Consider the following 14,324-nt stretch of genomic DNA (forward strand, 5'->3'; position numbering starts at 1 on the left):
TTCACCCCATTTTTCGTTTGTTATCTATCACATATCGCTCCAGCCGACTCTTCAATTCTAATGCTGTACGAGGACGCTCCGTTGCATCAGGCAACAAGGAAGGTGCCAACGCATCCCATACATCGAACAACAGCGGCACACCTAGACGCATCTCTGCCAGCATTTCACGCTTCGCGAATACCTCATCCGGCGTGCCTTCCATCACCAGTCGTCCCTGGTGCATAACGAACACCCAGTCCGACCACTCGTAAGCCAAATCAATATCATGCGTCGCCATCAGCATCGTCGTGCCTTCTTCCCGGTGAATCGCTTCCAATTCTTCCAATAGTCGATCCGTATGCAGACGATCCAGGTAGGCGGTCGGTTCATCCAACAGCAGCAACTCTGGTCTTAATACCATAACGCCCGCAAGTGCTACCCGTTTTTTTTGTCCCAGGCTTAAGTGGTGCACCGGTCTCTCCTGCAAATCATCCAGGCCGAATCGTGTCAGTGCGTCCTGCACCTTACGTACTGCCTCCGATTCGGATATTCCGGCATTGCACAAACCGTACGATATGTCTTCCGCTACCGTACTGGCAATCAATTGCTGCTCCGGGTCCTGAAATACTAGTCCGACCCGTCTGCGTAGCTCAGCCAGGGATGCACGACTATACGTATACAGCTCTTTGTTCCATTTGAGCGCTCCACTATGCGGACGATAAATCCCGTTCATATGCAGAAACAACGTTGACTTACCACATCCGTTATGACCTAACAATGCACATCGTTTTCCCTTTGGAATCCGCATTGTAATCCCGTCTAATGCCGATTCAGCGCTTCCCGGATACGTATATGTCACATCTTCCATCTCTACAAGCCACACGAATCTATCACCTTCCTGTCCACCATTCAAAAGTCACTAGTAACATAAATCCGATGATGGCTTCGGTTGCATACCGCTTCGATACCGATACCGGCACATGTGAGATGACACGCAACTCTCCTTCAAAGCCCCGTGCCGCAAGCCCAACGGACAGTTGTTGGTAGCGCTGTAGCGTACGGGTAAAGAGCCGGGTCACCAGCCTACCGGCATCCCGCATTTTCCCTGTAAAACCCTGACCACCACCCCGTGCCTGCTGAGCCGTCCAGAGCTGCCCTATCGTTTCCAAAAATACGAAAACAAACCGGTACATCACAAGCAATAAATCTGTTAAAATCTCTGGAATGCCGATTCGCCGTAAAACAGCCAGCATCTCGGTAAACGGTATGGTCAACAGAATAAAATATAGGCAAGATACTGAAGAAAGCGAACGAAGCAGCAGGATTCCTGCTGCCTTTACGCCTTTTACACTCACATATATATACCAGGTACCTGCAACAAAATGAAAGATTGTCGGCTCTGCAGGCGAATGACGAGAAATCTCTACCATAATCGGAGGAAGGCTAAGTGCTAGAAATACGCCTATCGCTCCGATTAAACTCATATAGATACGGACTGGAACCTTCGCATAGCCGACAATCCAAACGCTCATCCATACGAATACGACAACATGTGCAGGCGTGTGCGACAGCAGCACAAAAGCAAGCATCCCCAAGCCAAACAATAGCTTCTGTCCTGGGGAAATATGACGCAAGTGGTTCGTGTACGCAATGGTGTCAAGCTGAATTCTCATCCGAACGTTCCTGTTTCGTAGACCGGGCTTTATAGTAGCCGATAACGTAGCCAATAACTCCGGCCCCGAGCGCCGCCTGAAGCGCGAACAACAAACTCTCTGTCTCGCCACCCGGCGGTTCCATCAGTGGCTGGAACCATGGCTCATAGCCCGGCGATACCTCAGTAATCGCTTCTTCCGCAGCTCCGTCTGCACCGCCAAATTCTGAGTCCTTCACGATAATCAGCGGAAATACGATAAGCGCAACCACTGCCAGCACAATCAAAACATTCAGCCAACTTTTTGGTTTATTCATCGCTATGCTCCCCGTTTTATAGATTGAAGCTGTGCCATTTCTTGTCCATTATAGGCGACCAGCCAATTCCACACTAACACCGTCAGCAATCCTTCACTAATCGCCAGCGGAACCTGTGTTACTGCAAAAATCCCGGCGAATTTCATAAAGGAAGCTGCTATACCACCGCTCGCTGCAGGAAAAGCCAATGCAAGCTGCAGAGAAGTCACAATATATGTAGCCATGTCAGCCAGAGCCGCCGCCATAAAAATAGCCAGTCGTTGTCTGCCTGTAGGGATAATTGCCCGATACACAGCATATGCAACAAACGGGCCTACAATCGCCATTGAAAAGGCATTCGCACCCAGTGTTGTCAATCCTCCATGTGCCAGTAGTAACGCCTGAAACAATAGCACAAGCGTACCAAGTACCGTCATAACTAACGGGCCAAACAAAACTGCACCCAGTCCGGTTCCGGTCGGATGTGAACTGCTTCCTGTCACCGACGGAATTTTAAGCGCGGACAATACGAACGTGAACGCGCCCGCAAGTCCAAGCAACAATTTCGTTTCTGGTTTTTCTTTTGTCAATTTCGTCAGTGAACGAAGGCCCAGCAAGAAAAAAGGTAGAAACACAATCCACCAAAAAACGGCCCATTTCACCGGCAAGAATCCTTCCATAATATGCATCGCGTAGGCGGTCTGCGGTTCATTCCATACAAAATACAGAGCGAACAGCAAAATCACGCCAATTCCTGAAAGTATGCGCTTCTTCTTCATCCTTCTCCCCCATCTTTCTATATTGATTTGCAAACAAGAAAAACTTACGGGCGCCTTCGGGCGAACCGACAAAACATCTGGGTATCTCGGATGAAGGAGACAGTCGTCGGTCTTTTTTGCCCACAGTGACACACACCTCGCACGTTTTTCAAGCGATACGATCGGAAGAAACAATATGTCACTTTCTAGCTTTACAGCGGCATATCGCTTCTTATCCATTAAAAAAGCATCTTTTCCCACGGAAAAGATGCTTAGGTAGACAAAAGCGCACAATGGTTAACGTATACAGCCTGTATATGCCCCTTCGAACACCTACCCATCCGCGTGGTCTGACAGTGTTGCTCTTCACGGCAGGTCTCCTGGCTTAGAGTAAGCAAACCTTGTCCACCCTTCCCGTTTCACAGGCGAAACAGTGGGCATAGCACCGGCAAGGTTCTTCTCTTTACAGTGGCGGGACCGCGTCGGACTTGCACCGACTTCCCTATTATGCCTTCCATTCTGACGTACTGCAAAATGCCAGAACTTCAAGCACCGCAAAGCTTAAATATACAATTGAAATTGAGCCAATCATAACATGAAATGCAAAATAATGCTATACTACAAGTTTATCTTTTATATACATCTGATTTGATACATCGACAAATTCTTGTGGTGTAAGAAAAGAAGGAAGGGCGGTGGGTGGGAGCGGTCGGAAAAAGACACGTCCGCCTTTTTTCTGCCGGGGCGCAGGGCGCATCCACCCTCTTTTTTTTCCAAATCTCCTCCTTCCCACCACACTCCCCTGTCAAAATATCAAGTGTAATTTATATAAGTCCTAAAGCCCCTCCCATCTCGCCTACTTAGTAAAACAGTATTATAATTACAATAGAAAAATTTTGTAAGGAGAGCGGGATGCCTAACATGATTAAAATCCTTATCGCAGATGACCAAACACTTATGCGGGAAGGTCTAAGAACGATACTTGATCTTGAAGATGATATGCAAGTTGTCGGAACGACGGAGAATGGTCAGGAAACGTACGAAATGGTACATAAGCTTATGCCCGATATTGTATTGATGGATATTAAAATGCCTGTCATGGACGGCATTGAGAGCACCAAAAAAATCAAGCAGAAATTCCCGCAAACGATTGTCCTTATTCTAACTACATTCGCAGAAGACGGATACATCATAGAAGGACTGGCGAATGGAGCAAGTGGTTTCTTGCTGAAGGATATGCAAGGAGATAAACTCATTGCCGCCATCCGCGATGCTGCCCGTGGACAGATGATGCTTCCAGCGATTATCGCTGCCAAGCTTGCAGCCCGGCTTTCCCATTTTTCCTCTCAGGCGCAAAGCGCCATTCATACGGAGCGATTAAAAGAACAAGGAATTGAGTTATCAGAGCGGGAAAAAGAACTGGCCATCCTCATGCTACAGGGCATGAGTAATCGGCAAATCGCAAAAACATTGTTCATCAGTGAAGGAACCGTTAAGAATTACATCAGCATGATATACGCCAAAATCGGAACCAATGAACGCTCTAAAGCCATTTTATACTTGAAAGAACTGGGAGTAGAAAACTTGCAGTAATTGTTCGATCCATTCCAGATAAAGGGGTCAATTTCGCATGAAAGCATGGATTTTTTTCTCTCCTTGTATCGCTTATCCTACTCCTTGCCGGCTGTGCGATTCGCTCCACTTCCTCCCCCATTGCTGTAAACGGTAACATCGATATCAAAAGACGGAATTTCATAACAGACATTCCTATTGAGCCCAATGGAGAATGGCATTTTCACTGGAAGCAATTCAGTGATAATCAGGAAATCGCTTCTTTGTCTACCGAAAAACAGGCAAGCATCATAAATAATACAGCGTCACCTTAATGCACTATTACATTTTTTAATGTAGGATGGCATCCATCCATTCTTCCCTTCATATCTATAGCTTTTATACTAATCTAACGGAAACATTGTAAGTAAGTACTAGCTTTTTCAATGCGTAATCGCATCTACTTAACACTACGAACCCCATGTTTTTATGTGTAATCAATTTGGCATACTCATTGCTAGGTTAAAAGACCTGAGTTACCCATTGAATCGGGATAAAAAGAAACGAAGGGGTTCGGTATGAAAAAGTGGATAAAACTTAGCGTCAAAAGGCGATTGCACATAGCGTTTCTTGTCCTATTATTAATCCCAAGCCTGTCCATCGGCATCGCTTCCTATTACACGGCTAAGCAAAAGGTCCAGGACCAGGTTCTGGAAAAAGCGAAAGGGGATATCACACTCCTCAACCAACTCGTCACTAAGCTAATCGAACCGCAACTTCAAAATGTAGAGCTGCTGTCGGAAAACATTCATGGAGATATGTATCAAGGCCGAACCAGCCCACAGGTGGTGGATATCATCCATCAATTCCAGCGAATCCATCCAGAAATCAGCTCAGCTTATGTAGGAACAGAAGCCGGTTTTCTCATTATGGACGGCTCCGAAAAACTGCCGGCCGACTATGATACGAGAAAACGTCCCTGGTATCAACAAGGATGGCAAGCCAAGGGAAAGACTGTCCTTACCGATCCGTATCTCGACATGGTGACGGGAGAAGTGGTTGTCGGTATTATTCAGAAAACCAAGGACGGTTCTGGAGTCGTAGGGGTCGACCTTAATCTGAAAAAACTTAATGAAATGGCTCAGTCGATGAAAACCGGGACAAAGGGTTATGTATTCATTGTGGATCAAACAAAGAAAATCCTTGCTCACCCTTCTTTCAAGAATGGAGCAGATGCACCGAAATCTATTGTTATTCCGTTGTTCAATCAACACTCTGGTAGTTTTGATACAACTGAAAACAAGGAGCAGTACAAAACCTTCTTTGTTACAAACGAACAAACAGGCTGGAAAATTGGTGGAACCATCAATATGTCGGAAGTGAAAGCACAGGCATCCCCCATATTTTATACAACGATTACAGTCATCTTCGTTGCATTGCTATTAGGGGGATTTATGGTATATACCGTTATCTCTTCTATCACCCGTCCGCTCCATAAGCTGATTCATGCATCAGAAGCGATTAGCCATGGCAATCTTACCGAGCGTATTCCTATTGAATCAGATGATGAATTCGCTCGTCTGGCGACCCGCTTCAATCAGATGAGCGACTCGCTGCAAAGTGTTCTGCATCATATTATGAATAAAGCTGAACACCTGGCTGCCTCTTCAGAAGAATTAATGCAGGGAGCTAAAGAAACAAGCCATGCGATAGAACACGTGTCTGCTTCTATTCAAGAAATTGCCGCAGGCTCCGAGAAACAAGCCAAGAGCATAGAAGAGACGTCCATAACTATTGTGGAAATGTCGGAAACCATGCGAAAAATCGCCCAGAATGCGCAGCAAACATCTGCTTCTGTCGCCCATACTTCTACGGTCACTTCCCAGGGCAACGAAGCCGTTTTGCAGGCTGTACAGCAAATGAACTGTATCAGTGAAAAAATAACAGGCCTATCCGATATGGTAACGGCATTGAACGAACGTTCCAGGCAAATTGAAAGCTTCGTCGAAGTAATTACAGACATCGCTGAACAAACCAATCTGCTCTCATTAAATGCAGCGATTGAAGCCGCACGAGCAGGCGAGCATGGAAAAGGATTTGCCGTAGTCGCAGGCGAAGTCCGGAAGCTGGCTGAACAATCTTCCCAGTCTGCCGGAAGCATTGCGACACTCATTCGGACCATTCAGCATGAAATAAAGAATGCCGTTATCTCTATGGAAGAAGGCGTAGCTGAAGTTGAAAAAGGAATTCAAGCGGTCAATCTGGCAGGCTCCTCTTTTCATTCTATCCATGGATCCATTGAAGAGGTAGCCGGACAAGTTCATGAGGTTTCCGCTTCCGTTCAGGAAATGTCCGCAGGGGCAGAGTCAATCTCTCACTCGGTTCGTCTCGTGACCGAAATTGCCGAGAATACAGCTACAGGAATGCAAGGTACATCTGCCACAACAGAAGAACAACTTGCAGCAATGGAGGAGATTTCCGCTTCAGCAAAATCACTCGCACACATGGCGGAAGAGCTGGAAGAAATGATTAAAAAGTTTACATTATAGCAAAGGAAAAGACTGCCCATACGTTGGCAGTCTTTTTTTTCAAAAGTAAGTCTTTTTACCTTTTTGCTCATAGTTCAAAATTCTTCTTTCTTTTGTAAAAATATTTTATTTGTACTATCTTGATATAGGTAATAAAATCCACTATATTATTAGCATGTAGTAAAAAATAACCCTATTAAGCACTTATAAATATCAAATAGGAGGAGTAAATAACCATAATCCAATCTATATCCCTCTCTAACAACCCTGCATTTTATATCTAACGTATGAAACGGTAATACTACTACCATCCTTATCTTCATTCGTCGCCTATGGACTTTCTCTCCGTTTCGATATACATCTGCATTTGTCTATGAACCCAGTCTCTCGTACATTTCATTGATTAGAAAACGCACGTTCATGTTGCGTAAGACCCAAGGAGGGGAAGTATCATGCGACAATTTCTTGTATTCCTTGTTGCCCTTTTCATTTTTATCGGATTTTCATTGCCAAATCAGGCAAAAGCTGAAACACTGTATACTATGGATACACAAAACCATTCTTTCGATATAACGAAATTTGGTGCAAAAGCCAATGACAATAAAGATGACTCGCAGGCGATTATCAACGCGATCCGGACAGCGGATAGCTCGGGTGGCGGGATTGTATACATTCCTGCTGGTACGTATCATGTTACAACTATAAATGTTGCAGTATCCCATCCTATCTCCATCGTCGGAGAACAAGGAGCCATACTTGACGGAAGGCAATCCACCCAACAATCTATACTTAATATCGGAGGTTCAAGAGGGGGGGCTGCACCACTTCTGGCCGATGCTGTAAAAGGAAACAAAACAGCGCTAACAAATCTTCCGGTCGTACCAGGGGATATCGTGCTTATCCATTCCAGTGAATTGTTTAACCCGGCACGTAACTACTATTACCGTGGAGAAATGGCAGAGGTCGCTTCCGTATCCGGCGATACGATTACATTCAAAAACGGACTATTCGATACGTATCATTCGGCTTCTACCGTGCTGTACAAGCTGAATATGCCAAATATAAGCATTACGAATCTTAACATCCTCCGCGATTCCAATCATGTGGGCCTTACCGTAAATTACGCGAGGAGTTTACGCCTCGCTCATGTGGAAGTATCAGGCGCTCGCGAACGGGGAATCGGCTTGTCTTATATATACGGTGGAGCTGTTGAAAATAATGAGGTAAGCGATTGTTGGTATGAGGGAAGCGGAACGAGCTATGGGCTCAGCATTGCCTCCTCGCAGCACCTGACCGTTAAAGACAACTGGATGCATGGGGGCAGGCATGGAATTTCTCTCGGAGGTCAGGAGCCTGTGCGTGATATTTTGCTTACGCAAAACGTAATCGATAACTACAGGGACTCTCGGGTAGGTGCCTTTAATACCCATGAGAATGTAGAATATATCACGATTTCCGAGAATCAAATCCTAAATGGGGTCTCCGTAGCTGGCGACCACCTTACTTTCGATGGAAATACAATTACATCAAGAGTAGACTATCCAGGCATTATCGTAAAACAAAACTCGTATACTGATGAACTTGTTGTCCGCAACAACAAAATTACAGCACCCAACTATGGCATTCTGCTGGAAACATACCTCCCTTCCCTTGAGATGAAGGATATGATCGTAGAAGGAAACACCATTCGTTCCAAATCGGCGGGTATCGGTATAAAACCTAGGATGGAAACAGCAACCGGAACAAAAATCAAAAACGTAACCGTCAAAAACAACGATATCATCTCTACAATTGATAGCGCGATCTCCATTCGAAATTACGGACAAACGGCCATCACGGTTGAAAATTTGAAGATTGAAGGCGGCACATACAATTCCGTCAACAACAAAGGAATTTTTGCTCAAATCCCTCCTTCTGCTGGAAACTTTACCATCTCCAATGCCACTATCGGTACAGAAAAAGAAGGAGAGTACGGAATGCTATTGATTAACTTCAATCGGATCGCCATCGACCACTCCAACCTTCAAGGGCCGACAACGCGAGGATACGGCAACTACTTCCAGCACGCGAACCATGTAGTCATTACAAATAGCAAACTCAACGGATGGAAGTACAAGAACGGGGTTAAAATGCTCAATGTTTCCAACGTGCAGTTGGGTAATAATACGTACACGAACACTCCATCATAACGACAACTATGTGACATAAATACAAACAGGGGCATCACAATAATAAATGTGATGCTCCTGCTGTGCTTTGCGCTTAAACACTCATCGTTTCATCATCATTTTTTAATATTACCTTTTCGGTAAAGCATTTTATATTATAATCGTCTATAGTATAAATCACTTGAAACTACTAGGAGGATGTAACACGTATGCGCAAAATATTCATCTACACCTTGCTGCTTGCGGCGGCGCTTGTTTTATTTGCCGGCTGTAGCAATGAAAAAACCACTTCACCTGAGAATAAATCAGATTCTTCCAATACTCCTGCAGCTTCATCCAATTCATCGGACGACTCTAATGATGTGGCTAAAAAGGATGAGGCTGCACAAGCCATTACCGATCCGCACAATGTCGCTGTAATGGTAAACAAGCAATTCTCACTGCCTGAAAACTATGAACCTACCGATTTAGTTTATCCGAATGTACGATTTACTTTTAAAGAAAAAATCGAAAAACGCAAGATGCGAAAAGAAGCAGCAGAAGCACTGGAAAAGATGTTCGCTGGAGCAGAAAAAGACGGAGTATACCTCGCCGGTGTTTCCGCGTATCGCTCCCATAAAACGCAGACTGCTGTATTTAACCGTTATGTAAAAAAAGATGGTGAAGAAAAAGCGAAGACATATAGTGCCATTCCGGGTCACAGCGAGCATGAAACCGGACTTGCCATTGATGTTTCAGGAAGCGACGGAAGGTGTGCAGCGGAAGACTGTTTTGCCGGTACGAAGGAAGCAGAATGGCTAGCCAAGCATGCTCCGGAATATGGATTCATCATCCGCTACCCGGAAGGAAAGGAATCCATTACCGGCTACAAGTATGAGCCCTGGCACATTCGTTATGTAGGAACTGACATCGCCAAAAACATTGCTGAAAGAAATATTACACTCGAGGAATACTTCAACGCAGTTCCTGTGTCCAAATAGCTCGGATTTAGCACTTCCGGGCATATGAAAAGCCTGACATACGTTTCCCTTCATATAGGAGACATTGTCAGGCTTTTTCTATGATGAAATTCTTCATGCTTTAGAATAATTTAATCCGTATTTACCATAAGTCTTCCCATAAGCTCTTTCATTGATTTGCTAGTCTGATCCAGCTGTTCTATAATTTCCATAAAATTAACAACTAATTGGGCTTGTTCCTGTGAAGAAGTGTTGATTTGTGTCATACCGTCTTTCAAGCTTTTCATTGTCACAGTAATCTCTGAAAGCGAATCCTCGATACGATTAGTCGCTTCCGCCGATTCATTCGATAGCTTGCGGACCTCCTGGGCAACTACATTAAATCCGGCTCCGAATTGACCGGCCCTTGCCGCCTCAATCGAAGCATTCAACCCTAGCAGATTCGTTTGCTTTGAAATTTTTCGGATAAACTGCAACACATCATTCGTTTTCGAGGAATTTTCAAACGCTATCTGTGAGTGACCCATAATCTCTTCACTTGTTGCTGAAAGCTCCTCTGCATGTGCCGCTACAACCTGTATGCTATCCTGTAATTTCCCGGTGATTTCTTGCATGTCAGTCATAAACTTTTCCAATAGTATATAATTTTCCAAAGTATAGCCAAAGGCGAGAGCCCCTACTACCTGCCCCGATTCGTCTCTAATTGGTATCGCCGTTGCGATAATTGGAACCCCGTATACTTCTTCGGAAACTCTTATGTTTGAAATTTTCCCAGCTAAAGCTCCATGAATATTTACATCGTCTGGCGGAATGAAATCACCGGGCTTTAAACCAAAGTCTACTTTTTCAGCCGGTATGTAAGTAAGAAACTTCTCTCTGTCTACCACGCCTATCATTGCATCCTCTTTTATTGCTTGCTTTATATAAGGAGCAGCCACCACAAGAGCTTCTAATACGGATACTGACACGATCATCACCTTATTTCTGAAATATATACGCACACCAAATCGCGTGGCATGAGTTGATTATACGTTATCGGTCCGATGAATGAAAAGACTGCTCACACATCATTTAATAAAAAATGTAATAATTATCTTATTATTCCGTATATTAAACACCTACCTACTGAAGCTATGATATACTTAAAAAGTTAAATTACACATCATACTAATGAGGTGAAAATTATGAAAGCGGCTGTATGGTACGGAGTAAAAGAAGTTCAGGTCCAATCTATTGATGAACCAAAGGTAACACCCGGTACAGTAAAAATTAAAGTTGAATGGTGCGGGATCTGCGGTACTGATCTGCATGAGTATTTGGCTGGACCTATTTTCATTCCAGGAGACACACCCCATCCGTTAACTAACGAAAAGGCTCCTGTCGTCCTCGGACATGAATTCTCTGGAGAAGTTGTCGAGATTGGACAAGGCGTATCCAATGTAAAAGTCGGTGATCGGGTTGTGGTTGAGCCGATTCTGGCCTGCGGAGAATGCAACGAATGCAAAGCAGGAAAATATAACTTATGCGATTTTCTCGGATTCCACGGCTTAGCCGGTGGTGGCGGTGGTTTTTCGGAATACACGGTAGTACAAGAAAATATGGTACATAAAATTCCTGACGATATGAGCTTTGAACAGGGGGCGCTTGTGGAACCGGCAGCTGTTGCCGTTCATGCCGTGCGCCAAAGCAAGCTAAAGGTTGGAGATGTGGTGGCAGTCTTCGGAGCTGGCCCCATCGGTCTCTTAACCATCCAAGCCGCAAAGGCGGCGGGCGCAAGTCAAATCATCGCTGTTGAGCTTTCGGAGGAAAGAAAGAAGTTCGCCAAAAAGGTCGGGGCTGATATCATTTTGGACCCCACCCAAGTAGATGTTGTGTCAGAAATTAAACAACTAACCAATGGCGGTGTAGATGTAAGCTTTGAAGTTGCAGGAATCGAAATTGTACTGAATCAAGCCATTGAAAGTACAAAAGCGGATGGTCAGGTTGTTATCGTTAGTGTTTGGGAGAAAACAGCGACAATACCGCCAAACAGTCTCGTATTAAAAGAACGGGATATTAAAGGAATCATCGCCTACCGGGATATCTTCCCTGCCGTTATTCAACTCATTGCGAATGGAAGCATTAAAGCGGAAGAATTGATTACAAAGAAAATCGATTTAGCGGATATAGTCGAAGAAGGGTTCACCTCCTTAGTTAAGGAAAAAAATCACGTTAAAATTCTCGTTAAACCGGGCATGTAGCCGGAATAAGCCTGACACTCATCTGTCGTAACCATGATGCTGTGTCAGGCTTTCTTTTATTCTGCCGCCGCTATTTCTTTTACTTTTATCCAGCAAGCAGCAAAAAACATTCCCTCCTATGATACAAATGCTACTATGCCTTACAATTTTGTTAGTTACGGTGTACAGTTTGTAAGGTAGTTCAATGGTTTACATATGCCCTTCTTCTTATAATTTGTTTGGAAACACACATAAAATCATTGAAAGGAAGGGCAAAAAATGAAATCACAACCCATCACCAAAAAAGACCGGATTATTTCACTTGATATTATCCGTGGCATTGCTCTGTTCGGCATATTGCTCATCAATGTCCCGGCGTTCATAATCATGATGGAAAATTCTCCTCAACCGGATATGAGTGGATTTAACGGAATCCTGCATGCGCTGGTTGAAGCTTTCATCGAGAAAAAATTCTTCTCGATTTTTTCTTTTTTATTCGGCGTCGGATTCTATATCTTCGTCTCTCGTGCCGAGGAACGAGGCGATCGTTATTATCTGAGGTACGTACGTCGTTTATTGGCCCTGTTGCTGTTCGGCATCATTAATGCTCTGTTTATCTTTTGGGGCGATATCTTGCACATATATGCACTCTTTGGCTTCGTGCTGCTCCCCTTTTATAAGCTAAAGCCGAAAAATATTTTGCTGTCTGTCGGCCTTATTGCTTTCGCTCATTGGGTGGCGCGGATTGTATGCATGACTGTATTTTCACCGACAGCCAAACCACCTGCATTGCTTGATTTTATAGCCTCTGATTCCCTTACTATTATTATCATGTTCCTGCTCGGACTGTATGCGGCTAAATCCGGCCTCGTCCGGAATGTGTCGCAGCATCTCCGTACCTTCAAAATCACGCGGAGCATCACGTTTGTTTTATTTGTTATTTTTGCCGGGATTATTTTATGGATAACATCAAAACCTGAAACGGATACGACCATATTTTATCAAAAATCATTCATTAGCCTGGGCGCTATCCCGATGACATTGTTTTATTTATCCACTCTTTTCATTCTGCTTGAAAATAAAGCCTTACAAAACACCTTACGTCCGATTGGACATGTTGGGCAAATGGCTTTCACAAACTATATCGGCCAAGCCTTGTTAGGGAGGGTGATCATCAGTTTTATGGGGTTAGAAGTAATCTCTCCATTGCCTGCACTAATTATCTCGCTGGTTATTTACGCGATTGAAGTAATGATTAGCACCTTATGGTTACGAAAATATAAGCAAGGTCCATTGGAATGGCTCTGGCGACGTATGACGTATGGAAAACCAAGTGTGTAAAACAAATAAAAATAACACCGGGCCCTCTTACCCGGTGTTATTTTTATGTTATTGTTAGCATCTTATTCAAGGTTGCTCCATTACAATTTTACTGTAAGAGCTCACCGTTAAGAAATAATAAATGGTGTAAATGACGGTATAAACACACATGCTAATGAACACCGGCATCGCTAAATCCAAACCTGCTAAATTCGACAAAGCCGTCAATGCCACCGTACTGTGCGCGATCCCTATTACCAAAGGCATCGCAAATACAAAGAAAATTTGCTTGGCGATGGATGCCTTGATTTCCTTCTTCTTTACGCCTATCTTTTGTAAAATAACATAACGTTCCCGATCCGCTGTCGCCTCGGTTAGCTGTTTAAAATAAATCACGCTGCCAGTTGCCAATAAGAAGACCAGTCCAAGAAACGCACCCATAAAGATAAGCATGCCTTTAGCTTCCATTCCAGCTTTGTATGTCGCATAGAAAGAGTCTAGCTGTGCCGTCTCCGGGACAAGCTGTTGCATTTTTTCCGTCAGTTGTTCAGCATGTTTTTCATCCTGTACGTTATACATTTGTATCGTTTGGACTTTTTCCGTCTTGCTTACCTGATTGAATAATTCATCGCTTACCACTACAGTAAAACCAGCAAGCCTTGCATTCATTACAAAGTACGTTTTATAGTCGGAGAATATCAGCTTTTTGGTCCCCTGCTTCGTCTCGAATAACGCCGTTTTTCCTTTATAGTGCGAGGAAAGGCTTTTAGTGTATTCTCCATCTATCGCAACGGCTTCATTCATGTCTGTTAAATGAACCGTATCCGATTTTCCCATCTCTTTTATTAATTGAATTAATTTCATAAATCTGAGCCTAGTAACTACAAGGGTTTTC

Annotated in this window: 13 protein-coding genes and 1 riboswitch; of the genes, 7 read left to right on the top strand and 6 right to left on the bottom strand. The window is 44.0% G+C overall.

The window, feature by feature from the left end; genetic code table 11:
* Position 1: 1 nt before the first annotated feature.
* Genes AF333_RS25925 through AF333_RS25940 form a run of 4 tightly spaced genes read right to left on the bottom strand, consistent with a single transcriptional unit; the run spans position 2 to position 2,705 of the window.
* Positions 2-847, bottom strand: a complete 846-nt coding sequence (locus AF333_RS25925) for an energy-coupling factor ABC transporter ATP-binding protein (protein WP_043063701.1) — start codon at positions 845-847, stop codon at positions 2-4.
* A gap of 22 nt (positions 848-869) precedes the next feature.
* Entirely contained in the window at positions 870-1,652 is a 783-nt protein-coding gene (cbiQ, locus tag AF333_RS25930) for a cobalt ECF transporter T component CbiQ (RefSeq protein WP_043063651.1), read from the bottom strand.
* Positions 1,636-1,947 (bottom strand): energy-coupling factor ABC transporter substrate-binding protein, encoded by a 312-nt coding sequence (locus tag AF333_RS25935; protein ID WP_043063652.1) that lies wholly within the window; start codon positions 1,945-1,947, stop codon positions 1,636-1,638. Before AF333_RS25935 ends, cbiQ begins: the two co-directional genes overlap by 17 nt.
* A gap of 2 nt (positions 1,948-1,949) precedes the next feature.
* A complete protein-coding gene (locus AF333_RS25940; RefSeq protein ID WP_043063653.1) occupies positions 1,950-2,705 on the bottom strand; it encodes an energy-coupling factor ABC transporter permease in 756 nt (251 codons plus the stop codon).
* Between the two features lie 332 nt (positions 2,706-3,037).
* Positions 3,038-3,256, bottom strand: a riboswitch (cobalamin riboswitch).
* A 95-nt stretch (positions 3,257-3,351) separates the two neighbouring features.
* On the opposite strand from AF333_RS25940, the gene AF333_RS36340 reads away from it, so the two are divergent.
* The 5 genes from AF333_RS36340 (at position 3,352) to AF333_RS25960 (ending at position 9,911) form a co-directional block, all read left to right on the top strand.
* Positions 3,352-3,507, top strand: a complete 156-nt coding sequence (locus AF333_RS36340; protein ID WP_235497029.1) for a hypothetical protein — start codon at positions 3,352-3,354, stop codon at positions 3,505-3,507.
* Between the two features lie 89 nt (positions 3,508-3,596).
* Positions 3,597-4,277, top strand: coding sequence for a response regulator transcription factor (locus AF333_RS25945; RefSeq protein WP_043063655.1), 681 nt, complete (start codon positions 3,597-3,599; stop codon positions 4,275-4,277).
* 536 nt (positions 4,278-4,813) lie between these two features.
* Entirely contained in the window at positions 4,814-6,784 is a 1,971-nt protein-coding gene (locus AF333_RS25950) for a methyl-accepting chemotaxis protein (protein WP_043063656.1), read from the top strand.
* Between the two features lie 431 nt (positions 6,785-7,215).
* Entirely contained in the window at positions 7,216-8,952 is a 1,737-nt protein-coding gene (locus AF333_RS25955; RefSeq protein WP_043063657.1) for a right-handed parallel beta-helix repeat-containing protein, read from the top strand.
* Between the two features lie 188 nt (positions 8,953-9,140).
* Positions 9,141-9,911, top strand: a complete 771-nt coding sequence (locus tag AF333_RS25960) for a M15 family metallopeptidase (protein ID WP_043063658.1) — start codon at positions 9,141-9,143, stop codon at positions 9,909-9,911.
* Between the two features lie 110 nt (positions 9,912-10,021).
* Here AF333_RS25960 and AF333_RS37250 read toward each other — a convergent pair whose 3' ends face one another.
* A complete protein-coding gene (locus tag AF333_RS37250; protein ID WP_302847949.1) occupies positions 10,022-10,858 on the bottom strand; it encodes a methyl-accepting chemotaxis protein in 837 nt (278 codons plus the stop codon).
* A 216-nt stretch (positions 10,859-11,074) separates the two neighbouring features.
* On the opposite strand from AF333_RS37250, the gene AF333_RS25970 reads away from it, so the two are divergent.
* Together AF333_RS25970 and AF333_RS25975 are read left to right on the top strand one after the other, a co-directional pair.
* A complete protein-coding gene (locus tag AF333_RS25970) occupies positions 11,075-12,130 on the top strand; it encodes a 2,3-butanediol dehydrogenase (RefSeq protein ID WP_043063660.1) in 1,056 nt (351 codons plus the stop codon).
* Positions 12,131-12,388: 258 nt separating this feature from the next.
* Positions 12,389-13,450, top strand: a complete 1,062-nt coding sequence (locus AF333_RS25975; RefSeq protein ID WP_043063661.1) for a DUF418 domain-containing protein — start codon at positions 12,389-12,391, stop codon at positions 13,448-13,450.
* 66 nt (positions 13,451-13,516) lie between these two features.
* Here the strand turns inward: AF333_RS25975 and AF333_RS25980 are convergent, their stop codons facing one another.
* Complete coding sequence (locus AF333_RS25980) at positions 13,517-14,293, bottom strand: ABC transporter permease (protein WP_235497030.1); 777 nt, start codon at positions 14,291-14,293, stop codon at positions 13,517-13,519.
* Between the last annotated feature and the right edge of the window lie 31 nt (positions 14,294-14,324).

Source organism: Aneurinibacillus migulanus, assembly GCF_001274715.1.
Taxonomy (GTDB): domain Bacteria; phylum Bacillota; class Bacilli; order Aneurinibacillales; family Aneurinibacillaceae; genus Aneurinibacillus; species Aneurinibacillus migulanus.